Origin of the sequence: Pedobacter heparinus, assembly GCF_032678725.1 — a bacterium.
GTDB lineage: Bacteria > Bacteroidota > Bacteroidia > Sphingobacteriales > Sphingobacteriaceae > Pedobacter > Pedobacter heparinus_A.
Genome location: NZ_JAVTSC010000002.1, coordinates 453,779 through 478,089, shown reverse-complemented (window position 1 = coordinate 478,089; position 24,311 = coordinate 453,779). Strand labels below are relative to the sequence as shown.

The following is a 24,311-nucleotide window of genomic DNA, read 5'->3' as shown; positions in this document are numbered from 1 at the left end:
ATATCAAGAACAAGCCGGCAAATTAAAGTCTGTTGCCCTCGGGATCAGCTAAGGCCTTATTGATGGTAAACTCCACATAAGCACGGTCTCTTTTCACCAGGTCCATCAGCTGTACAACCAGCTGGTCTTCCTGTCCGGGAGTAAAGGCAAGCTCTACCTGGGCCAGGTCACGGTATTTTCTCAGAAATTTAATTTTAACCTTTTTCCAGGTTTCAGGAGTAAGCGTAAAACTTGCCATAATATGTACTTTGCAGCAAAAGTAGGAAAATTTTTGAGAGCAAAGCGCTCCTTTTAATAACAAAAGGCCCCGACTGGATAGCCGGGGCCTGAATACACCTATTTGATCAGACATTTAAGTCTGGCAGATTATTTTTTCTCCATTACAGCGGATGGTTTACTTTCCTGGCTATCGGTATTTAGCGTTGAAACAGAATAATATCCAATTGCGTTAATTGAAATGCTGTTTCCTTTAGTTATCGTCAGTACCTTTCCTTCTTTCTTTAAATCAGAAAAATAATACACAACAGATTTCACATTTCCTGAAGCATTCCATTTCAGTTCTCCATTTTCTATCCTGATGTTTGTAGCCTCGGCTGGAGCTGCAGCAACACTACGGCCTAAAAATGGCATAACAGCGGGATCTTTGTAAATAGCAGCAAGCTTATCCGTAATACCAACCTTGTTCATATCAAGATATTTAGCACTGTACATTGCATTTCCTATAACTTTTGTATTCAGTTTAGTCAGATCAAATTGTCTTTGCAATTCTGCCGACGACTGGAACGCAGCAGGCATAGTTGGGTCTCCAAACTTATAAAAACCATGGCCTACCATTAATGCAGCTTTGAAGCTGTTATTAGTCCATTCAGCAAGCCGCAATTGGAAATCATTGTATTGGTTTCCTACCTCCTGATACAATTGAGGGATAACCACATCTACCCAACCTTCCTGATTCCATTTCTTCACGTCAGCATAGAGCGTGTTAAAATTTTTGGTGATTTCCGGAGCAGGTGAAACAGAAAAGATAACACCTGGTTTAGTCGCCACTATGGCATCATACACCCCCTTTATCGCTTTATTCACATTTTCTCTTCTAAAATCCTGGACAGTAGCTATACCTGCACCAAACTTTGTATAATCTGCCTGATCTGCAAATGTTTCTCCTTCCGGATAAAAATAATCGTCAAAATGTATCCCGTCCACATCGTATTTCGTTATCGTTTCTTTGACAATATCAACCAGTCGTTGCCTCACTTCGGGCAATGCAGGGTTATAAATTCGTATCGTTGGGAAGTCTGCTACCCATTCTGGTTTAACAGCCGAATGAAGAGCAGGAAATGAGCTGGCTGCACTCGCACGGGTTGCGATCCGGTAGGGGTTCATCCAGGCATGAAACTCAATATCCCTGGCATGAGCCTCATCAATCATAAATTTGAGCACATCATATCCTGGATCTACTCCTCTCGTTCCTGTAATAGCTGCGCTCCAGGGCTCATAACTTGAATTATAAAAGGCATCTCCCATTCCCTTTACCTGAAAGTAAATGGCGTTTATATTGAGTGCTTTAAATTTTTCGAGATAGTTGATATACTGTTGTTTCTGGCTTGCCATGTTATATGCACCTTGTGGCCAGTCTAAACCATAAACCGAGGCAATCCAAACCGCTCTCATTTCTTTTTTAGGGAAAATTGGAGCGCCTGTTTCTCCTGGCGGCTTGGGAGGATCTGGCGTTGGCTCATTACCGCCTTTTTTACAGGCATTCAGCAGCAGGGCCAATACCAGCACTACCACCAGATGTAAATGGATTTTTTTCATGATTTAATTTTTATACTAATTTCATTACTGATTAATCTAAAGCTACTTTTTTTGGAAATTCAAAAAATACAAACCCTGCATCACTTGCACCAGCATAAAGCATTAAAGACAGATCGTTACCTGCCCCATCTTTTTTGACATAAAAACCTGTTTGCGAAGATGGCGAGGTATTTACAGGCCCCATTAATGAATAGTTAAATACCGCATTAACAACAGGCTGATTATTTAAGTTGGTCAATGCCTCTTTTACATCTGCGCCTTTCGTAATGTCGTAAACCATGAAATTAGTAGCCTCCGAACCAGTTCTCGCTGCTGTGGTTACAATCAGATAGCGTTCACCATTAAAATTAACTACACGAGCGTCTGAACTTCTTATAGGAATAGCTGTTCTACTCATGGTAAATGCAGCTGCTCCCCCTTCGGACACCAATGCGACAGGTGCATCGTGACCAGTAAATATATACTCGCTGGTATTCCCAATCCGATTGTAGGAGGTCCAAGACCCGGCTCCCGTAACTGGAACTGCAAAAGCAACGGGATTACTAACCGTTATATAATTAGCAACATCGAATCTTAGTATTTTTGCACCGGCATTGTCCCCAAAAAAGAGATAGCCATTCCCCTGGTCATCCAGGCTTACTGAAAAATTGTCGCCATGCCTAACTCCCGCTCCGGTTATGGTCCCAACATTTATATTGGCGATTACCTGTGGAGCAACGGCAGGGTCAGTCCAATGGTAAACTTTTAAAGGACTGGCAGCTGTGTTACCAGACAGATTTGCAATATAAGTATGTCCATTTACCTGGGCGCCCATATTAGTAATAAAGGTACCTTGCGAAACCCCGGACATATTTAAAAGAATTTTGTTGACTGTCCCGGCTTTCAGTTCAGATACGTTCAACAAATGTGGCGCTTCTCTTCTGACAACCAAAACCTTTTGTCCGTCAAACCCACTACCCCGGGTTAATGCACCGGTGAAGGCATCGTGGATTGGGTTCCCTAATGGATTGCTGGTAAAGTCAAAAGTAGTTCCTTTTTCAAAATCAGCTCCGAAAACCGGTACTTTTAACCTTAATTTAACAAAATAATCGCGATAACGCGGAGAATTTAAAACTTTAATGGTGATCGTCTGCTCTGATTTCCCCTCTTCAAATACAACCGGATAAGTATCCTTGCTCAACTTACCGCCCTCCGATACATTAGCCTCAAATTTAAGATTGGAGAAATTGGTACCGGGGTCTATTCTGGGGAATGAGACTGTCTTCGCATCTTCATCAACAATTCCCTCCAGCACAGTAGTCCCGTTTGCTCCGGCGTTAACTATTTTAATTGAATTTAAAACAGTCATCTTGGAAGAGGTGTCCATCGCTTCCGGGAAATCATCCTTACATGAAGCCAGGGTTAGCAGCCCCACAAAGGTCGCCAGGAGCCAAATTTTTGATGTTTTATATGTTAGTTTCATATGATCGTCTATTATTAATAATAAAGCTTATATAATTTTAGTTTTGAGGCCAGCCTTGTGTCTGCTGCAATTTATACCCCTTGGACGTGTAGAAGTCGATTTCTGAAATTCCGATAGGTGTTAAATAAGGATTTATATTGACTTGATTTAAAAATGGCAAACGGTTCTTATTTACGGTATTTTTATAAAAGCCTTTCATAGCTACAGCGTTGGTCCCATTGTAAATGGTCTCTGTTCCAGTTAAGCTTAGCACAGCGACTTTACCAACATTCGCAGCAGTTAAAGCAGCAGGAAGTTGTGCCGGAAAATCGACCCATCCTCCAGATATTAAATCCGTGTTCAGGTCATTATCCATATATTCCAGTTTAGACCATCTCTTCAAATCTGCCAAACGGAAAATTTCAAAGGCAAATTCCATTCTGCGCTCTCTTCTGATCTCCCATAATAAAGCAGAAACTTGTGGATCTCTACCTGGATCTGCTGGAAGAGCTGCCAAACTAAGGGGAGCAGTCATTGCTACTCCTCTGTCTATTGCTTCTTGTGCCAAAGGTCTGAGCCTGATTTTATTGATAGTTTTATTTATATCATTTTGCACTATAGCGGTACCACCAAGGGTAGCCAATTCGGCTTTAGCTTCAAGCCAATTCAACAAAACTTCGGCATAGCGTAACACAGGGGCATCAGTTTCATTTTTATCCCCGGTGAATTCCGGCGGCATACCCAAAAGGTCTACCTGCGTACGTTTCTCTACCTCCCGTGGCAAAAATTTGGTAATATAGTAAAAGGAACCTCTGTTTAACAGACTGGGTTTACTGTAAAAAGTTGCTTCAAACCTGGAGTCACGGGTTTTTATCATATTGTCCAGATTAAAATCTTGTATTGCAGGACTTGCATTCTGCCATACGCCACCAGTATTAAGAATATAAGATTTAATTAAATCTGAGGTAGGCCCGTTAAGTGTTGATTCTGCTAAATTACCATAAGATGCAATAGCGTGGGTAACTCCGGCAGCCGGATCATAACCTCTATATAAGATACATTCTTTATTTGCCTTTAAGTCTTTAGAAGTAAATAGTGTTTTATAATCGGTGACGATATCGTACTTGCCGCTTGAAATGTCCAGATCAGCAGCTTCAACAGCCAGCTCTAAAAATTTCTGGGCCCGTGCGTTATTCTTGTAATAATACTTTTGCCAGGTACCTTCTGTCAATGCCAATCTGGAAACAAAGCCTGCAACAATATATCTATTCACAAATTGCTCTCCATCGTTCAACCGCACATTTTGCAATGCAAATTTCAAATCGTCATACACCTGGTCCATCACTTCATTGCGTGGTGTTCTGGCCTTAAACAATTCATCCGGCTCTGAATCAAATACCTCTCGCGCATAGTAAGGAACATCTCCGTAGGCCTGTACCAATTCTGAATACCTGTATGCCCTGAAAAACCGCCCTACGCCTAGCCAATGTGCCTTTGCGACAGGTGTTAAAATTCCTGACATTTTGGTCTCTATCCGGTCTAACATGATGTTAATGGAGCGGATAGTAGCATAGCTCCAAATGCCGGTATTCGGAACCGAACGCGTAAAATTGAGTTGATTTCCCTGAACAACCATATCATCACTATTGGTATAACCTACAAGTGGTGCGCCAGTGGTTGTGAAACCATTTCCATAACCATCAAAAAAATCTGTATAATACTTGTTTGCGTAAAGACGCAGTTTTTCTTCGCTCGTCCAACCTGTTTCATCCGTTTCGGTGGTCAAAGGCGGTCTGTCTAAAAATTTCTTACAACCAGAAGAAATGATTACTAAAAAGACGAATACTATTTTAAATGCTATTTTCATTTTCTTTCTCCCTTTAAATTAAAAACCAACTTGAAGCCCGGCAGAAGCCGACTTAAATGCAGGATTTGAGGTACCTGTACGGCCTAAATTATAATTTGAACTAGTTGAACCTAAGATAGAATTTCCTGAAATCGCCTCCGGATCAATCGGCAATCCTCTCAAATTATCAAACGTAATAAAGTTCTCCAGCGAAACATAAACGCGTGCACTCGCCAACTTAACGCTTTTAAGTAAAGCAGCAGGTAAGTTATAACCAACCGTGATGTTCTTTATTTTCAAATAAGACATGTCTAACATGTACTTGCTTTGAGGCCTCATCACATATCCTTCATTGGCACCCCCCAAATTCCATGCTCTTGGATAAAATGCACCAGTACGGTCTGGTTTCCAATAATCGCCAGCAATTGCCTGTGGCATTGCGCCTTCTTTGGCAAAATATCCGGGAATGGCCAGTTGTCCATTACCCCAAATTTTCCTTTCCCCTACACCCTGGAAGAAAACGGATAAATCAAACCCTTTGTAATCAGCACCCAAACGGAAGCCATATTGATACCTCGGGGTTGTATTTCCAATAACTACCCTATCACCAAGATTGCCATAAGTGCCGTCCCCAGCATCGATATAGCCATCGCCATTGATATCCACAAACTTTACATCCCCCGGGCTGATCAACAAAGTCTGGTTACCATCTTCGAAATAAGTTTGATAAACAGGATTATTTCCAACGAGCTTATTCGTTGTTCTGCTGTTTCCATTATACACAATATTTGTTTGCACAAACTTACCGTTAGCATCATAAACAAAGTCCTCTTTTTGATATAACCGATCGGTTACAAAACCGTATACATCACCATACCTTTGACCTGTAGAATAATCTGTCGAGAGCCGTCTATTTGCCGGAGCGTCTTTATAATCCTCACCTCTTGTAATAAACGATACCGCATCTGCCAGATTTGCGTCAATGCTTAAACGAAGGCCATTGTCAAATTGATGATTAAAATCTAAACTTAATTCCCAGCCCCTGGTTCTAACCTCTCCCAAATTACTCCGAGGTGCGGTTGCGGCCCCATAGGTAGCAGGCATTGCTTCACCTGCAACAATCATATCCCGGGTGTATCGCTGAAACACTTCAGCGGTAATGCCAAACTTACTATCAAAGAATCTCAGATCAACCCCCAGGTTCATGTGTTCAATATTTTGCCATGAAACATTTTGAGACACCGGAGGCGGGGTACCCAACTGAAAATTAGGAAGGGCACCACCACCTAACCATGAGTTTTTGCTAATCCCCATAACTGGCACATATAAAGAATTAGCCACCGACTGATCTCCAATTGAACCCCATGAGGCACGAAGTTTTGCGAAACTCAATACAGATTTTGCATCTTTCAAAAAATCTTCGTTCGAGATGATCCAACCTCCCGAAACCCCAGGATAAGTTTGCCATTTCAAACGTGTTGGAAATTTCGAAGAGCCATCACGCCTCAAAGTGGCTTCAAGCAGGTATTTATCTTTAAATGCATAATTAATTCTTCCAAAAAACCCAACCTGAGAATCCCAGTTGGCTGTTCCTCCTGAAGTTTCTGTTCCAACAGCAAAATTATACTGTGGATTATCATTGTTTAACAGGTTACCGCGAGTTGAATATTGACTGGAATAGTCAAGACCAACGATGTTAGCTCCCAGCAAAAACTTGATCTTGTGATCATTTAAATCCAGATTGTAGTTTGATAAGACATTCAACGTGTTTCGTCGTGACCTGAAATTATCCTGAGAAAAATAAGTATCAGCCTTTACTGTATGATCTGTTAACGGAAACTGATACGCCGGCATGCCACCTGTACTGGTGACATCGCCATTTTCATCAACATATACCTGTGCTCCAGCGGCATCTTTGAGCGCTTCAACACCATACCAGGTTGTACGGCCCTGCACATAAGGCACAGAAGATGTTCTCAATTCATTTTCGGTATTATAAGTATAATCTGCCTGTACATCCCAGGCTTTAGTGATATTAACTGTTGTTCCCAAAGTTAGGTTCAAAAATTTATTGGCACGGATTTGATCATTTGACATCCGGGCCGAGAAAGCAGGATCAATGATATCCTGGCCATTCTCTTGTACACCAATTGGAAATAATCGGCTCCAACGATACAGGTATAACCAGGGATCGGCTGCGAAACCACCTGAATTTAACGAATTTGGATTCCGTTTTGTCGCATCTGCATATCTTACTCCACCACGAACCGTTAAATAATCGTTAACTTTAGTTGATAAAGATAGTGATGGGATAAATCTTTTGTAATCATCATGCTTGGCAGGTTTCATCATCCCCTCCTGCCCCAAATAACCTACACTTAGGTTATAGGTTGTATTCCCACTTTTCCCGTTTAGGCCAAGGTTATGGATTTGAGACAGACCATGATCTTTTATCATTGCTTCTACCGGATCATAAATCCGATATCCGAATTTTTGAGCGCCGTCCCAAAACCAGTCACGACCATAGACAACAGGATCATTATTACCAACCACATCGCCATATTTTGTCTGCCATTCTTTAATCTTAGCAAAACTCGCTCTATCAATGCGCCAAAAACCTCCGGCAGGACCAACCTGCTTCATGTTTTCATGTGCATCCAAGGTATATTCCAAACCATCAACGCCCGCAACATCTAATTCTTTAAATGGAGACTGCCACACAAAATTATTGGAATAGGTAAATTTATTTCCATCGGTTTTAGCTCCTTTTTTTGTGGTAATTAGAACTACACCAAAAGCAGCTTTCGAACCATAGATAGCAGTTGAGGCAGCATCTTTCAAGATAGTTATATTTTCAATATCACTGGGATTTATATACTGGATGCTGGGAAGTTCTACGTTATCTACTAATAGTAACGGAGTATTGTTTCCACTTATCGAACCAAACTGGCCACGAATCTTAATAATCGGGTCTGAGCCTACCTCGCCACTGGGCACCACTATCGAAAGACCCGGAACTGCACCTTGTAAACCTCTGGCTACATCAGCTATCGGGCGGTTGCCAAATACTTTAGCAACATCAACAGAGGTAATTGCACCTGTTAAACTTTCTTTCTTTTGGGTGCCGTATCCTACCACAACCACTTCGTCAAGCCCTTTAGCGTCAGCAGTAAGGCTTACATTAATTGTGCTGCCATTAGCAACGTTTCTCTCTACAGTGGTATAACCGATATAGCTAAAAACCAAAACAGCATTTGGTTCAGCCTTAATGGAGTATTTTCCATCGCTGTTGCTTTGTGCAACTACGGCAGTTCCCTTTACCCGGATGGAAACACCTGGTATTGGCCCGTCCGCCGACGAAACCGTACCTGTTATTGTAATTTGCTGGGCAATCGCCTGGATAGCCAGCAAAAATGTACTCAAGAACAGTATGAGTAATCTTCTTTTCATAAAACGCAGATTTTGGTTAAATAAATTTTGAATAATTATGGTTGATGATGAGCATTTGTTTAGTTGTCGGTTTGGCTGTAAGCTTTTTAATTAATCACAAACCAGCAATAACCCGCATTATTTGTAATCTTTTAGTAAAGAAAGGAAATGTTTTCCATAAAACGCAATAAACCGCAAACTTTTTTAATCTAACCTGCAATAAACACCGCATAAATACGCAAACTTCCGCAAACCGCAATTACAGTTCTTAATAGGCCAGCGACTATATTCTTTGAAAGCCCGGGTTGCAAAATAACAACGAAAGGAAATCTTACGATTTCCTTCCTAATAATAAACTTACAAATACAGTCTAGTTTTTCAATACAAAACCAATTCCATTTCCAATAAGCCTTTCTGTGTTAAGTGCCATCGCAGGCCTATTCAAAACAAACCATTTCCCTGTAGTGATATCCTTAGACACCAATGTAGAAGAAGCGCCACCATCAAGATTTACTGCATCCTTTACGCCAAGAGCAGCCATTACATCTCTTAGATCAATAAGTGTTAAACCATTGGAATAGGCTGCCTGCGATCCATCCACGATCACAGCATAAATTACTTTACTGGTATTATACCCAATTGCAGTTCTGGCTGTGATGGTAGCGTCTGTCAAAGTCGCTTTAACATTGTTGTCTACCAGCCATTGGTTTCCGCCTACAGCATTCTTAACCTGGGCTTTATCAACTGGCCTTTCTACTCCTTTTGTATCCTTTCCTCCAATAGCGATCGTTCCATCATTCAATGCAGCAAAAAAGGTTCTTCCTGTTGCAACAGTACCTAAGTATACGCGGTTATTGATATAGAACAAACTACTTGGGGCACCTGTTGTAGTAAAGGTATCGCCATTAACTGCAGCAACAATATTTGTCCCTGGAATTTCATTGTCCCTGCACATTTCAGAAAGTCGTTGCAAGCCGTTAATGTAGTCGTTATACGGGGCCAAAGCCTGGATTTCAAGTTTTGGTGTTTTCATATCAGCCTCCATAATAAAGATACTTACCGGCAACTTGTCTTTCCGCAGAAAAGCCAGCCTGGTCACCTTTATCCCGGCAGTAACAGAACCCGTCTCGTCAGAAATAAAGGTCCCGATCACGGTACTGTTGTCCATAATCTTTTTGGTAAGTGGCTCAATCACATTATCGACCACTTCCTCTGGTGGTGTCTCCGTATCTCCGCCTTCTTTTTTGTCTTTTTTACATCCGTAAAATACGATTGTAAGAGCCAGTACCAGTAAAGCACTCTTAAAACTGAAAAACATTGTTTCAGCTTTTATATCTTTCAAAATCAACTTAAATAATTTCTTCATGTTCGTAACATCTTATAGCGTTCTACTTAAAACAAATTGCCCTACCTGATGTGGAAAAAGGACACATAAGGTTTTTCTGTGGCAGTGGTCTTTCCTGAATATCCATGGGCATAAACCGTATAGGTACGCTGGTTTAACAAGCTGCTTGCACTTGTATAACTAGCCAGAACAGTTGCCGTAGTCAGTGCGGCACCGGCAGCACGAATTTTCCATGTTCTGCCGGCCTGCCTGTTCAGCGTAATATAATTGCTGATCTGCAGGTACCCGATATTTCCTGCTACCAATCGGTCCGCAGTATGTACCGTAGCACTTTGCCCGTAATATAAATCTACTGCAGGTACGTTTGGCATCAGGTTGATAAAGCGATACACCGCATAACCAGAATCTGGCTTTAAGAAGTTCTCTTCCGTTAGCACTGATTTTGTAAAATTGGTGGTATCGGCAATATGTATCACATATTTTTTGCCGGTTTCAATGTTAATGGTGGTATTGTACAATTCAAGAGAGTCCAATCCGTTGTCTTTCTTAAAAGGCATGGCAACAGTTACTTTTACCTGGCCAGGATCTACCGTCAAATAATCTGCCCTTACATCTCCGCGGGTATTGTATCCTCCACCCGGAAATGGGGTACGGTTCTGGATCTGGGAAGTTACCCGTTTCCCATTAAACTTCACAATAACCATTCGGTCATCCTTATAAGGTGATGCATAGTTAATTTTAATCAGGGGTTGCTCATCACCAAATTTCCGGACATCACCATAATCCCCAACGGTTTTCTGGCAACTGGATAAAAACAGCAGCGAACAAAATATTATTAATAAATTTTCGAATATTTTCATGACAATAATTTTAATTTTCAGCAGTACTAAACCAGGTCTCCTTAGTATTGTAATCCGGCGCTAATCCGCCTATGCGCTCTATTTCCTTTTTGTTCCAGATGTATTCAGAATTGTAACGCGGACGGTAACGGTAAGCGTACTTACCCCCGTTATTAGGCGCAAATTCGCTACCGGTTAGTTGATAGTACTGCGTAAATACAGCCGGATCATAATGGTATTTTCTTAGATCACACCACTGCTCCAATCCTGCCCAGCCCCATTGCGCGATATATTTCTGGTTCATGATGTCAGACATTTTAAACTGGCTTATGTTCTGGGCAACTTCAGCAGAAGTCATATAGGGTTCAATTTCTGCAGGAGTAATGGCCTTAAAGTCTGACCCGCCATTGCCATAAGTATTTACAAAGCTCATATGTGCACGGATTGCGCCCTGATAGGTAGTTAATGCGGTCTGCTTATCTCCTTTTAAGAACAAGGCTTCCGCTTTCGCGAACTGGAGCTGAGCAAAAGACATAATCGGATATTGGGAGGTATTGCTGAAAATATACTTTCCGGGATAACCACCTACCAGATTTCCAGTAAACGTTCCTAATACAAAAGGCGTCCCAGGCACACCTGTTACAGTAACCGTTCCTTTAGTCGGGGTGTTCCCTCTGTAATAAAATGCAGGACTGGTAGCCGTTGTTTGCGCCGGAGTTAACATCCTGGCAAGTCTCGGATCTTTCGATGCTGTAGTATCCACTGTGGGCTCGCCTCTTACTCCCCCTGTCAGGAGACTTAAAATGGTCTTGGAGATCCTCATGTTATTTACATAGCCAAAATCAGCACCCAATACATTCGCGTCATCGGAACCGCTCGCAGTAAACTTCACCGTCGCGTCTTCAGAAGTGTTTATAAATGACAGCTCAACATATTTGAGTACGCTGTCTGCATAGGTTGAAGCATAATTGGGCTTATTCACCAGGTGATTGTAATGGAGCGCCAGATTTCCATAAACAAATTTTTTCCATTTATTCATGTCGCCCCTGTACATAAAATCACCAGATGCACCGGCAAGCGCGGGCTTGTAATCCAGAGGGCTCTGCATATTCAGGTATTTTATCGCCAGATTGCTCCATTCCCTTACCCTTTCATAAACTTCCTTTTGGCTTTGATAACGGAAAGTTAAAGTATTGATTTTAAATGCCTCATCCAGGATAATATCACCATACATATCTGTTGTCATCTGGAATCCCCATGCCTTTAGGGCATACCCTATTCCAACGTATTCATATTTTTTATTTTCGATGCCATCCTTGATCATGTCTTCTATATTTAAACCAAAGTCAGCATAATTCATCCGCCAGATCACTCCAGTAACGTCAGAAGGAGAAGCCGGGAAGCCATGACGTTCATACAAATCATTAGCATCTGTATTCGTAAAGTTTTGCGTCAGCCTCATCAGTTGCATATAATCCTGAGAAGTGCCATTGGCCATCTGAAAAATGAGCCGTGAAAGTAGAAACTCAGCCCTTACAATCTGGGGATCTGAAGGGTCTTTATTTATATCAAGAAATTTTTTACATCCTGCAGCATTCATTAAAATCAGGCACAGGATCAGAACTATCTTATATCTTTTTATCGTATTCATTGTCTTATGCATTTAAAGTTTTAATTTCAGACCAAAGTTTGCAGTTAAGGGTCTGCCCATGTTAAAATAATCGATCCCCATGCCACCTGCTCCACCCAAAGAGGCATTATTTGAATTGCTTTCAGGGTCCATACCCGAATAATTGGTAAATAACACCACGTCTGTTAATGTTGCAAACACGCTTGCGCTCTGCAGAAAAGGCAGGCTTTTGAATACCGTTTTAGGAAAAACATAGCTTAAGGTGATGTCTCTCAGTCTGATGGTATTGATGTTCTTTTCCACAAACATCTCGGCTGAAACGTTCGTGGTATAATATAAAGAGTTTAAGTAGGGGGTCACTGCAATGGCGTTTGGTGTAGGGTTACCAGAATTTTCCAGACCATCTTTTAATACGCCCTTTATTACCCGGGGCTCTTCCCTGTCAAGGGTTTTGGTGCTGATGCCTCGTGTATAGTTTACATACTCTGTACCGTTTACGATATCACCTCCAATACGGAAATCCCATAGAAAGGACAGGTTAAAGCTTTTATACCTGATGTTATTGGTGATACCAAACGTAAATTTAGGCTGGCGATCACCAATAACTTCGTAGGTTTCACCGGTTGTATAAGGAAGTCCTGTTGCGGGATTGATCAAAATGTCGCCCTGGCTGTTCCTGTCAAAACGAACCCCACCTATAGCTGTCATACTTGCACCAGGAAATACGGCAGAACGTAAACCACCGAGCACCCAGGTATCGGAATCATACAATTCCGGCAATTCATCCGCTATAGATATCACTTTACCCCTGTTCAGGGCAAAATTTACCGTCGCATCCCAGCCAAAATCTTTGCGCCGTACCGGTGAGCCCAAAACCTGGATCTCAATCCCCTGGTTCCGGACTTCTCCACCATTCATCATCCGCAGTACATAACCTGTTGCATAGCTGATCCTCGGGCGGATAATCTGTTCCTTACTCAATAAACGGTAATAGGTAAAATCTAAACTCAGCCTGTCCTTAAACATTCTCAGGTCAAAGCCGGTTTCCCAGTTAATTGTTGTTTCAGGTTTGAGTGTGCTGTTTCCACCATAATAATCATAGGCAAAACCACCTCCGCTTGAGGTTTTTCCTGTCAAATTAGTTAGAATAGCATAGGTCTTCCAGGGTTCCTTACCCGTCAAACCTACCGAAGCCCTGAGTTTACCCCCGGTTATCCAATCTATTTTTTTGAAATATTCAAGATCCGTAAAATTGAAAGCAAAACTGGCAGATGGGTAGGCAAAATATGGATCATTCGGCATTAAACGGGAAGCGCCATCAACCCTACCTGACAGTGTTAAATAAACCAGGGAATTGTAACCTAAAACGGCTTGTGCAAAAGCACCAACATTCCTATAATTATTAATTGAGTTACGTGTTCTTTGTGTTGTTGGTAAGGTATTGTTGATACTGTAAAAATTAGGATCGTACATTTTCTCTCCAGACATGGAGTTGGTGTTGATGTAATTGTCTGATATATTTCCCCCCAGAACAAAAGTTGTACTGAAATTCCCGATCTTATGGTTAGCAGATGCAACAACAGATCCGTTTAATATCCTTGTTTTTCTATCATAAATTGTAATTCTTCCCCCCGCCGGGTCATCAGGATCACCAGAACCCGAATAGGACTGCGCATTAAAGGCCTTCAAACCAGCAGTATTGGAAACGTCTGCAGCCATTGTCACATTAATGTTCAGCCATTTGGCAGGTCTGATACGAAAGGTATTGTTTACCGTAAAACGGTTGGTCTCATCTGTAGCAACGTTCTTATTGGCAGTCCACAAAGGATTGTCAAACTCGCTGAAAATGTCGGCTATACGCAATACCCTGTTACCAAATTCATCCTGCCAGTAGTTGATGTCATATCTTGGCGGATAACGCAGCAAAGTGGCCAAGTATCCCGAAACACCTTTAGTTGGCTTTGTGTTTTTATTGTTAATGTAATTAAAAGATGTGGTCAGTTTCAACCAGGGTGCAATTTCCCCTTCTGCGGTTAGGCGGGAAGAGAATTTATCCAGACTTGTATTGGGCACTGTACCATTAAATGTAGCATATTGATTGGACCATCTATAGGTATATTTTTCGGTTCCCCCTTCAAACGACAGGTTTTGCTGCTGAGACAATGCGTTCTGAAAAAAAGAATCAAAATTATTGTAAAGCTTGGTGCCTTCCGGATAAACCGGCCCCCCATAAACTGTAGTATTGGCAGCATATATACCATTCAGGCCCTGATTATATTTGGTTTGTACCGCCGGCATATTAACCACGGTAGATACGTTAAAATTGGTATTGTAGGTAATAGACCCCTTACCTGCCTTTGCTTTTTTAGTAGTGATCAGGATGGCGCCACTGGCACCAAGGTTTCCATATAAGGCCGTTGCTTCCGGTCCTTTTAAGATGGTATAACTTTCAATATCTGCAGGGTTGACATCGCCGGCACGGTTAGAATAATCCGAGTTTTGATTGGCTGCTCCTCCTACTAAATCATTAGTCTGATTGATAATGGAATTATCGATAGGCAACCCGTCAACTACGATGAGCGGACTGTTATCTCCACTTACCGATACAAAGCCCCTCAATACTATTTGCGAAGATGCACCAGGATCACCGCTGGTCGGATTGATAGACAAACCCGGAACACGCCCCTGCAAGCCACTGAAAAACGACTCTCTTTGTGTCTGAGAAACCTCATCTCCACTCACCTTAGGTGTAGAGTAACCTAATGATTTAGAGTCGCGTTCAATTCCATATGCAGTTACCACAACCTCATTTAACCCCTTTGAATCCGGGCTCAGTACAACATTGATTATTGAGTTGCCTCCAACTGGCCTTTCCTGAGAAAGCAGTCCTATGTAGCTAAAAACAAGAATATCTCCTGCCTTAGTCTGTATAGTGTACGCACCAGAAGAATTTGTTTGGGTGACGGTCTTTGTCCCTTTAATTAAAACAGAAGTTCCAGGGACAACACCTCCGTCTTCAGAAGAAGTTACTTTACCGGAAACAGTAATTTGTTGTGCCATAGTTTGTGACACCAACAAAAAAGCCCCCATGAAAAGCATGAGTAATTTTTTTTCCATAATTTTCAATTTAGTTTAGGTAATGTGGTGGTTGGTTTGTTAGTTTAGTTTTTTAGCATTGTTTAGATCATTAGTTGTGTAGTATAGAGGTAACCAGCAACGATAATTTGTTGGTTTGGTATAATAGTTGGTTGGTTTTTAGCACTCAGAAATCCTGCATTAACCTGCAGAACCGCAACGTTTTAGTAAATATCATAAAAGTTTTCTACAATACGCAAGGGAAATACAAAATTTCAGCATAAAAAATGCAATTAATCACGCACAAATACGCAAATACCAGCAAATTGCATTTAAGATATTTTTTTTACATTAGCCGAAAAAATATTTTATGCTTAAAAAAGAAAGGCACGACTTTGTGATGCGCCAGATCAACTTACACAATCGTGTACTGACATCCGATCTTGTTCAGCTGCTCAATGTTTCTGAAGATACCATCAGGCGTGACCTTCAGGAACTTGCCGAAAAGGGTCAGCTTTCAAAGGTACATGGTGGTGCGCTCTCCAAATCTTACCAATCTTTTTTTGACGACAGCGAAGTATACGCAAAAGATGCCAAGATCGCTATCGCTAAAAAAACCATACCCTTAATAAAAGACGGAATGGTTGTTTTAACCGGAGGCGGAACTTCCATCATAGAACTGGCAAAACGTTTGCCAGAGAACTTACATGCAACCTTTTTTACCATCAGCCCTTTTGTAGCTATAGAGCTGGCCAAATACCAGCGCATTGAAGTTATCCTAATAGGAGGCCTGTTTTCTAAAAACTCTCAGGTAAGTTACGGAGGACACGTGATTAACCAGCTATCCGAGATCAATGCTGACCTCTGCCTGCTGGGAACAAGTGCCATACACCCCCAGGACGGCCTGACCGATACCGACTGGGAAATCAACCAACTCAAAAAAGCAATGTTCAACTCCTCAAAAAAGGCGGCCATCCTATGTATTTCTGAAAAACTGGACACTTCATTAAGGTTAAAAGTTGTTTCATTGGACAATATCGATTACCTGATCACAGAGCTGGATCCTGAAGCAGCAGAACTGGATCCATACCGCGTAAAAACCCTGCAGATCCGGTAACAATAAAGCCGGACAAAAAAAGGGTGCCTGTTCAGGCACCCTCATATCAAGCATTAAAAAGAAAAGATTACCAAAGCTTGGTCTGCGTTAATTTGTAGCCTTTTTCCTGGTATTGAACAATCTGCGACTGTCCTACCGGGGCCAGGTATGCACGATCTGTAAAAGGATTTCTATTCGCTGCGCCGGTTACCATCCAGAAGCCAATCATTGCCGCTGCATTGGTGCCATCATATGTCACAATAGTCCCATCCAGCTTTTTCACCTTAACTGTTTTTGCAGTCGCATTTGCAGCAGTTAAAAAAGCAGGAACCTCTGTCTGAACATTTACCCATGGTCCCAATAAGTAATCAGGATTGGTACTAAAGTTCATGTTGTTCAGTTTTTTCCAGCGCTTTAAATCAAGCAAACGGGAATGTTCCAACATCAACTCCATCCTTCTTTCCCTACGGATTTCCCAGATTAATGGAGGCACGTCCGCATCAGCTGCAAGATCAACTGGGTAAGCACCCAAAATTAATGGTTTTGTTTGAACCACACCTTTTCCAGCAGCAACAGCATCTATAGGGCGCTTACGAATGGCATTAATGGAAGCATCTAAATCTGCCTGACCGACAGGAGGACCACTGTAGTATGTCGCCAGTTCGGCCTTTGCTTCAATCCAGTTCAATACCACCTCTCCTAAGCGCATTACAGGCGCATCACTGGTGTTGGTATTGCTTCCCCAGACGGCAGGATAGCTCTTACCAATATAGGTAATCGCCTCTCTGGAAGCATATTTAAAACTATACAATAAAGTTGCTGACGAACCCAATGCCTTATCAATAAATGAAGCTTCAAACCTTGGGTCTCTGGTTTTTACCAGATCAGCAATAGCAAACGAACTGGCATTAGGTACTGTCGAATTTTGCCATACCTTACCATCATTAAGAATAAAGGACTTGATAAACACCAGGTTTGCATCTACGCCCGGTACCTCTGTACCATTATTATAGGAACCAATAGAATGCGTAATGCCCAAACCAGCATCGTAGGTTCTATAGAAAATCACTTCGGGGTTACCCGCCAGGTTATCTGAAGAGAACAGGGCTTTATAATCACTGTTAAACAACCATTTCTTCGGAGCCATCACATAATTCGCTGCCTCCACTGCAAACTCCAGGTATTTTTTAGCCCTTGCCGCATCCAGGTTATGATAATGCTGAAAAGTCCCCTCAAATAACATGAACCTGGATATAAAAGAAGCTGCAACGTACCTGTTCAAATTCTGCACATTCAAATCGCTTTCGCGCATATTTGCCATTACATATTTGAAATCATCGTATACCTTGTCCATAACCAAGCCGCGATCATCGCGGTCTTTATACATTGTCGGCAAGTCGCTTTCGTCGATCTCCTTATCAAAGTATGGCACATCTCCAAACACGCTTACTAAACGGCAGTATTCATAGGCACGGAAAAACCTTGCCACAGCCGTCCAGTGTTTATAGGCATCATCAGAAAGATTTGGCTTTGTCACATTATCTATCCGGTTCAGGAACAGATTCGCCTTGCGTACCCAGGCGAAATCCCAGGTAGGGCCTGCATATGTACCTAGCCATTCTGCAGTTTCAGATGTAGATCCTCTCGTAGTTGGCACACTGCTTTCAAAAGCTGTCTGTACGTTTTTACCAGTCAGGTCATCCGAAAATGTGTAGCCCCTTACAGGCGTATAATCAGCGGTAAAACCAGAATTATACCCATTAAAATAGTTGGCATAAAATCCATTGCCATACAAACGGAGATCATCTTCATTTCTCCAGAAGTTATCATTGATGTAAGAAGACTGAGGAGGTCTGTCCAAAACCTCTTTATTACAGGAAGCGAATAAAATGATTACCGCAACCAGGCTATATATATATCTAAAATATCTCATATCTCTATGTATTAAAAATTTAATTGAAGACCAAACGATATACTTTTAAAAGCAGGCACCCCTGTCGCTGTACGACCTGAATTATAATTGGAAATGTTCCACATGGAATACCCATTGATCGCTTCGGGATCGATAGGTAAATCCCCAAGCTTATCCCAGGTAATTAAATTCTCGACAGCCGCATATACCCTAAGTGAACTTACACTTATCTTTTTTAGTAAAGAAGGCGGGAATGAATAGCCCAAAGTAAGGTTTTTAAGCCTCAGATAAGCCATATTCAATAGGTACCGGTCCTGAATCTGCATGTTGTTTGCATTATTACTGGCTCCATTGTTATAAGCCGCAGGATAAAAAGCCCCGGTATTTTCGGGAGTCCAGTAATTTTCAGAAAAGGCTGCCGGCATTGCACCGTCAGCAGAGTTATAACCCGGAATGGCAAGGAAACCATCCCCCCATATTTTACGGCTACCTACACCCTGAAAGAAAGCACTGATGTCAAATCCTTTATAGTCAGCCCCTAATCTGAAACCATATTCATATCTCGGATTGGCATTACCAATAATCTCCTGGTCACCATGATCAGCCAGCAGCCCTTTTCCATTGCTGATTTCACCATCGCCATTTACATCAACAAACTTAACGTCTCCAGGGCCAAAATAAAAGTTTGAAGAGGTTTGCAGGAATGGCTGATAAACCGGTTTCTCACCGTTAGGCCCTGGTTTTAATTTATAAGCTTTTTTACCCGCATTTAAAGCACTTTCTGCTGCTGTTAAAGTAATTAACTGCGGTTTCCCGCCAGCATCTAAGTCAAAATCGCTCAGCTGAAACAACCTGTCTGTGCGGTACCCCCAGATGTCGCCAATATTCCGGCCTACATAATTATCATTCACCCCGGTAAGTGTACCATACTCGGTAATGGTAGTTTTCGCATCTGTATAGTTAGCCTGCAGGTTCACCCCAACGCCATTTTCAAACTTATGGTTATACTCAATAGCCAATTCCAAACCTTTAGTACTTAGCTCACCATAATTACCAACAGGTGCAGTTACACCGAAAGTAATCGGAATACCCTCCTTAGGAACAATGGCATTTTTTGTATTCCGCTGATAAATATCAAGAGTTGCCGTCAATTGGTTATTAAAGAAGCCCAGATCCAGACCCAGATTTTTAGTTTCAATATCCTGCCATGTAATAGAGGCTTGTACTGCTGTTGGCGTTCCGACAAAAGGAGCCCTTATCCCACCACTAATCCAGTTAGAGAGTCCGTTTGGCATCTGAGAGATGTACAGGCCCGGAGACACGGTCTGATCACCGATAGAGCCCCAGGAACCCCTCACCTTTAACATCGACAATGAAGGTTTGGTCCATTCCATAAATTGCTCTTCGCTGGCCACCCATCCTGCAGAGAAAGATGGAAACCATCGCCACCATAAATCACGCGGAAACTTTGAGGTCCCATCGTAACGCAAGTTACCTTCCAGAAGGTATTTATTTTTAAAGGCATAATTGACCCTGCCGAAATAGCCCAGCTGCGCCTCCTTGTACAAACCTCCGCCACCTGTAGTTGTACCCGCAGCAAATGGAAACTGAGGATTGGAGATATCAGTAAGGTTTGTAATTTGTGTAAACTGCGTCTCATTGGAAACTGCAACACGGTTTAAACCCAATATAAATTTAAAATCGTGATCTTCCTTTAATTTCAGGTTATAAGTAGTAAAAGCATTAATCGTATGGCTATACCAGTTGCCTGCAAATCTGTACATATGGTCCGGATTAGATCCGGCGGCAGTATAGGTTTCTTTGAAAAGGTCAAATGCCCGGATAGCTCCGGGAGCAGTACTGGATACCACCTGCCCTTCTGAATTCACATAAACGGGTGCCCCATTTCCATCTACCCTTGCCCTTGGTGCAACCCAGGAGTTTCTGGCAGTATATCGGGTACCCGGCCGTTTCCAGGCGGTATCCTGTCTGGAATAAGTATAATCAAAATCTACTTTCCAGTTTTTTGTGATATTAACTGTAGCACCAGCATTAGCGTTAAAATAAGTTTGCAGAATACTCGCTGTATTTGCCGCCGCAGCCTCACTGGCCGGACTTCTTATCGGGTCACCATTTTCATCATTACCGAAAGGATACAACGGCCCCCAGCGGTAAAGATACAACCATGGATCGGCGGTAGTAGAGTTGGTGATATAAGGATATTCTTTATTTCTTTGAGAGAGCAATGCTCCTCCGCGAACTGTAACGTATTTATTTAGCTCGCTCGATACTTTTACCGAACCATTGTAACGGGTAAATTTATCCGATTTAGCCGGCTTCATCATACCACTCTGGTTCAATGCAGCCAATCCGACATTGTAGCTGGTTTTACCTGTTGTACCGCCAATTGACAGGTTATGCTGCTGGGTTGGCGCCCACTCTTTAACCATTAAGTCGTATGGATTATATGTCCTCACCCCCATCTTCTGGTTGTCAGCACCCTGCACATACCAATCTCTTCCAAAAACAGTGGGGTCACTGGAACCTATTGTACCTCCATATTTATTCTGCCATTCTACGGCCTTTTGATAGCTGGCACGATCTACATAATAAAATGCGCCTGTAGGTGTAAATGTCCCAATACGTTCAGCAGCATCAACCGTATATTTCAAGGCACTGACCTCACCCATCCTCAACTCTTTCCAGGGGTTCTGGAAAGAAAAGTTATTCGTATAAGTGATCGTAGGTTTGTCAGATCCTGATCCCGTCTTTGTAGTAATTAATATCACCCCAAATGCGGCTTTGGCACCATAAATAGATGCAGCAGCAGCATCTTTTAACACGCTAATGCTGGCAATATCAGCTGAATTTACCAATTGAATACTGGGTATCTCCACGTTATCCAATAAAATTAAAGGTTGTGCACTGCCTCTGAAGGAACCAATCTGACCCCTGATCTTAATCAGCGGATCTGACCCGACTTCTCCACTGGGAACCACCACACTTAATCCTGATGCAACTCCCTGGAGCGACCTTCCAACATCAGCAACAGGCCGACCGGAAAGGGTCTTATTTACGTCAATAGAAGTAACTGCACCGGTCAGGTTAGCCTTCCTTTGTGTACCATAACCAACAACCACAACCTCACTCAAAGCCTTGTCATCCTCTCTAAGTACTACATTAAGCGTTGCACCGGTCACCGTCTTTTCCTGTGTTAAGGAGCCGATGTAAGAAAACACCAGCACATCTCCATTTTTTGCGCTGATCGAATAGGCCCCCGTAGCTTTGGTCTGGGTGCCGATCTGTGTTCCTTTAATTTTTACAGAAGCTCCGGGTATGGGCAGCCCGTCGCTGGAAGAAGTAACCGTACCGGTTACTGTAATTTGCTGCGCAAACGTTTGCGTAAACAATAAAGGAATGCCCACAAAAAGTAATAGTAGTCTTCTTTTCATAAAAGCTTTTTTAGTTTAGTTAGCAATTTTGTAAGCCTGATTCTCAAACACGCATTTACATGCACAAAATCAAACCTGTAGTAAAGATCATAAATAATATTTACATTATTACAAAACATTATACTATTTTTATCAATATAAACAGACATTTTTATTAGCGCCCAAAATAAAAAGCTGCAAAAACCGGCAAAATTTATTGCAGGCTTTTGCGTACATTTGTGTATTTTGGCTAAAAATTAAACGAATGCTTAAAACCGAACGCCATGATTTTGTAATGCGACAGATCAATTTACACAACCGCGTACTCTCCTCTGATCTGGTTCAGCTTTTAAACGTATCTGAAGACACCATCAGACGCGACCTCCAGGAGCTGGCAGACAAAGGCCAGCTATCCAAAGTACATGGTGGCGCGCTCTCCAAATCTTATCAGTCTTCTTTTAACGATACAGAAGTATATGCCAAAGAAGCAAAGATCATTATCGCAAAAAAAACCATACAGCTCATTAAAGATGGAATGGTGATCTTAACCGGGGGTGGTACCTCTATTATAGAACTGGTTAAACGACTGCCGGAGAATTTAAATGCGACATTCTTTACCATCAGTCCTTTTGTAGCTATAGAACTGGCCAAATATACCAGAATCGAGGTTATCCTTATTGGAGGCCTGTTTTCCAAAAACTCACAGGTAACTTATGGAGGACATGTGATCAATCAGCTTTCGGAGATCAATGCAGACCTGTGTCTTTTGGGAACCAGTGCCATACACCCCCAGGATGGCCTGACAGATACCGACTGGGAGATCAACCAGCTTAAAAAAGCGATGTTCAGCGCTTCCAAAAAGACCGGGATTTTATGTATTTCCGAAAAACTGGATACCTCACTCCGGTTAAAAGTAGCCGCGCTGGAAAATATAGATTTTCTGATCACAGAACTTGACCCCGCAGCAGAAACGCTGAATTCGTACAGGATAAAAACTTTGCAGATCATTTAGGTTAAAGAAATTTGATTAACCTATTGTTTAACACCACTACAGACGTTCTTGTACTGAGTCCACAGTGAGTCCACAGTGAGCCCACAGTGAGTCCACGTTTTTTCCGAAAAAAAGGTGGGCTTAGCCTGGGTTAACTGTAGATTAACAGTAGGCGTACTATGTCATCAACCCAATTGCTTAGCATAGGCCAGAACTATTCCGGCAGACAGACTTTCCCCATAAATACAGAAGGCACACCTTCCCTGTTGCCAAAATTGGTTTTATTACCTACCATGGTCTCATTTGCCAGTATAGCAAACAAAACTGCTTCCTTAGCATCTGGATTTATTTCCAATGCATCAGTTGAAAAGAAGCGGGCATTTTTCAGCCCAGCCTTAAGCTGGTTTAAAAGGAGTGGGTTATGCATGCCTCCTCCACTAACAAAAATTGAAGGCGTTTGTGTTTTTCCAAAGCATTTTTCAATGGCATTGATAATCACATCAGCAGAAAACCTGGACAGTGTGGCCATTACATCTTCCTTACTGATTTGTTCCGTTTTTGACCTTACCTGGGCCTGTTCCAGATAGCCGAGGTTAAAAAGCTCTGGTCCTGTCGTTTTGGGAAAGCCTGCAAGCAGGAAATCCGATACCATCAGCGCTGTAAGCAATTGCTCGTTCACCGAGCCTGCCATGGCTATCCTGGCGTCTTCATCAAAATACCTGCCTTTGTAATGTTTTTGCACAAACTGATCCATCAGCGTATTTCCAGGTCCAACATCGGTAGAAAAAACCCTCGCGGCATCATGATCACCTGGGAGGTAGGTAAAATTGGCAATGCCACCTATATTGAGCATAATGCGATCTTCGTCTTTTTTTGAAAAAAGCAGGTAATCACCGTAAACCGCTAAAGGAGCACCCTCTCCACCTGCCGCAATGTGTTTTTGCCTGAAATCTGCGATGGTAATGATACCCGTTTTAACCGCAATATGATCACCGTCGCCAATTTGTAAAGTTGCATTTGGATAATTATCCAGTCCATGTAAAGATTGCGGGGCATGGAAAATGGTTTGCCCATGGCTGGCAATAACATCGATATCCTGCGGCTTTAAATTCCAGGAGGCAATCGCCTCTAGTATCATTTCGGCATGCAGCAAACCTATTTTCTCGTTCATCAGGCATACCATTTGTAAATCCGCATCCCTCCTTGAAAAAATAGATTTTACCTCGGCTTTGAAGGCATTGGTATAGGGTACGGTTTTAAATTCCGCTAACTTTACCCTGGTTGCTACACCGCTGCCGGTAACTGCACATAAAGCAATATCTAAACCATCCATGGAGGTGCCAGACATCAGTCCAATAATTAGCCGCTCGGGTTTCTGAATGATTTGAAAAAACTTTTGCCAGGTTGCGTTCATTTCGTAAGAATTTTTATACGGCAAGATAAGAAAATGAAATGGTTTTC

General features: G+C 42.1%; 14 protein-coding genes. 2 read left to right on the top strand and 12 right to left on the bottom strand.

Annotated features, from left to right (window positions below; all coding sequences use genetic code 11):
* Positions 1–22: 22 nt before the first annotated feature.
* The 9 genes from R2Q85_RS05365 to R2Q85_RS05325 form a co-directional block, all read right to left on the bottom strand.
* Positions 23–238 (bottom strand): hypothetical protein, encoded by a 216-nt coding sequence (locus R2Q85_RS05365; RefSeq protein ID WP_316810714.1) that lies wholly within the window; start codon positions 236–238, stop codon positions 23–25.
* Between the two features lie 128 nt (positions 239–366).
* Positions 367–1,815 (bottom strand): glycoside hydrolase family 10 protein, encoded by a 1,449-nt coding sequence (locus R2Q85_RS05360; protein WP_316810713.1) that lies wholly within the window; start codon positions 1,813–1,815, stop codon positions 367–369.
* A gap of 31 nt (positions 1,816–1,846) precedes the next feature.
* Positions 1,847–3,277, bottom strand: coding sequence for a DUF4623 domain-containing protein (locus tag R2Q85_RS05355; protein ID WP_316810712.1), 1,431 nt, complete (start codon positions 3,275–3,277; stop codon positions 1,847–1,849).
* A 37-nt stretch (positions 3,278–3,314) separates the two neighbouring features.
* Positions 3,315–5,123 (bottom strand): RagB/SusD family nutrient uptake outer membrane protein, encoded by a 1,809-nt coding sequence (locus tag R2Q85_RS05350; protein ID WP_316810711.1) that lies wholly within the window; start codon positions 5,121–5,123, stop codon positions 3,315–3,317.
* Between the two features lie 18 nt (positions 5,124–5,141).
* Entirely contained in the window at positions 5,142–8,552 is a 3,411-nt protein-coding gene (locus R2Q85_RS05345) for a TonB-dependent receptor (protein WP_316810710.1), read from the bottom strand.
* Between the two features lie 349 nt (positions 8,553–8,901).
* Positions 8,902–9,897 (bottom strand): phosphodiester glycosidase family protein, encoded by a 996-nt coding sequence (locus tag R2Q85_RS05340; protein WP_316810709.1) that lies wholly within the window; start codon positions 9,895–9,897, stop codon positions 8,902–8,904.
* A gap of 41 nt (positions 9,898–9,938) precedes the next feature.
* Positions 9,939–10,736: a DUF4397 domain-containing protein gene (locus tag R2Q85_RS05335; RefSeq protein WP_316810708.1), complete on the bottom strand. Its 798-nt coding sequence runs from the start codon at positions 10,734–10,736 to the stop codon at positions 9,939–9,941.
* Between the two features lie 10 nt (positions 10,737–10,746).
* Positions 10,747–12,366 (bottom strand): SusD/RagB family nutrient-binding outer membrane lipoprotein, encoded by a 1,620-nt coding sequence (locus R2Q85_RS05330; protein ID WP_316810707.1) that lies wholly within the window; start codon positions 12,364–12,366, stop codon positions 10,747–10,749.
* Between the two features lie 12 nt (positions 12,367–12,378).
* A complete protein-coding gene (locus R2Q85_RS05325; RefSeq protein WP_316810706.1) occupies positions 12,379–15,462 on the bottom strand; it encodes a SusC/RagA family TonB-linked outer membrane protein in 3,084 nt (1,027 codons plus the stop codon).
* A gap of 328 nt (positions 15,463–15,790) precedes the next feature.
* Here R2Q85_RS05325 and R2Q85_RS05320 point away from each other — a divergent pair, with 328 nt between their 5' ends.
* Positions 15,791–16,537, top strand: a complete 747-nt coding sequence (locus tag R2Q85_RS05320; protein ID WP_316810705.1) for a DeoR/GlpR family DNA-binding transcription regulator — start codon at positions 15,791–15,793, stop codon at positions 16,535–16,537.
* A gap of 67 nt (positions 16,538–16,604) precedes the next feature.
* Here R2Q85_RS05320 and R2Q85_RS05315 read toward each other — a convergent pair whose 3' ends face one another.
* Together R2Q85_RS05315 and R2Q85_RS05310 are read right to left on the bottom strand one after the other, a co-directional pair.
* The gene (locus tag R2Q85_RS05315; RefSeq protein WP_316810704.1) at positions 16,605–18,449 is read right to left on the bottom strand and encodes a RagB/SusD family nutrient uptake outer membrane protein; all 1,845 of its coding nucleotides are present in this window, start codon (positions 18,447–18,449) and stop codon (positions 16,605–16,607) included.
* An 11-nt stretch (positions 18,450–18,460) separates the two neighbouring features.
* Positions 18,461–21,880, bottom strand: coding sequence for a TonB-dependent receptor (locus tag R2Q85_RS05310; protein WP_316810703.1), 3,420 nt, complete (start codon positions 21,878–21,880; stop codon positions 18,461–18,463).
* Positions 21,881–22,124: 244 nt separating this feature from the next.
* Between R2Q85_RS05310 and R2Q85_RS05305 the strand changes: the two genes are divergently transcribed.
* A complete protein-coding gene (locus tag R2Q85_RS05305) occupies positions 22,125–22,871 on the top strand; it encodes a DeoR/GlpR family DNA-binding transcription regulator (RefSeq protein WP_316810702.1) in 747 nt (248 codons plus the stop codon).
* A 193-nt stretch (positions 22,872–23,064) separates the two neighbouring features.
* Here R2Q85_RS05305 and R2Q85_RS05300 read toward each other — a convergent pair whose 3' ends face one another.
* A complete protein-coding gene (locus R2Q85_RS05300) occupies positions 23,065–24,264 on the bottom strand; it encodes an anhydro-N-acetylmuramic acid kinase (RefSeq protein WP_316810701.1) in 1,200 nt (399 codons plus the stop codon).
* Positions 24,265–24,311: the final 47 nt, after the last annotated feature.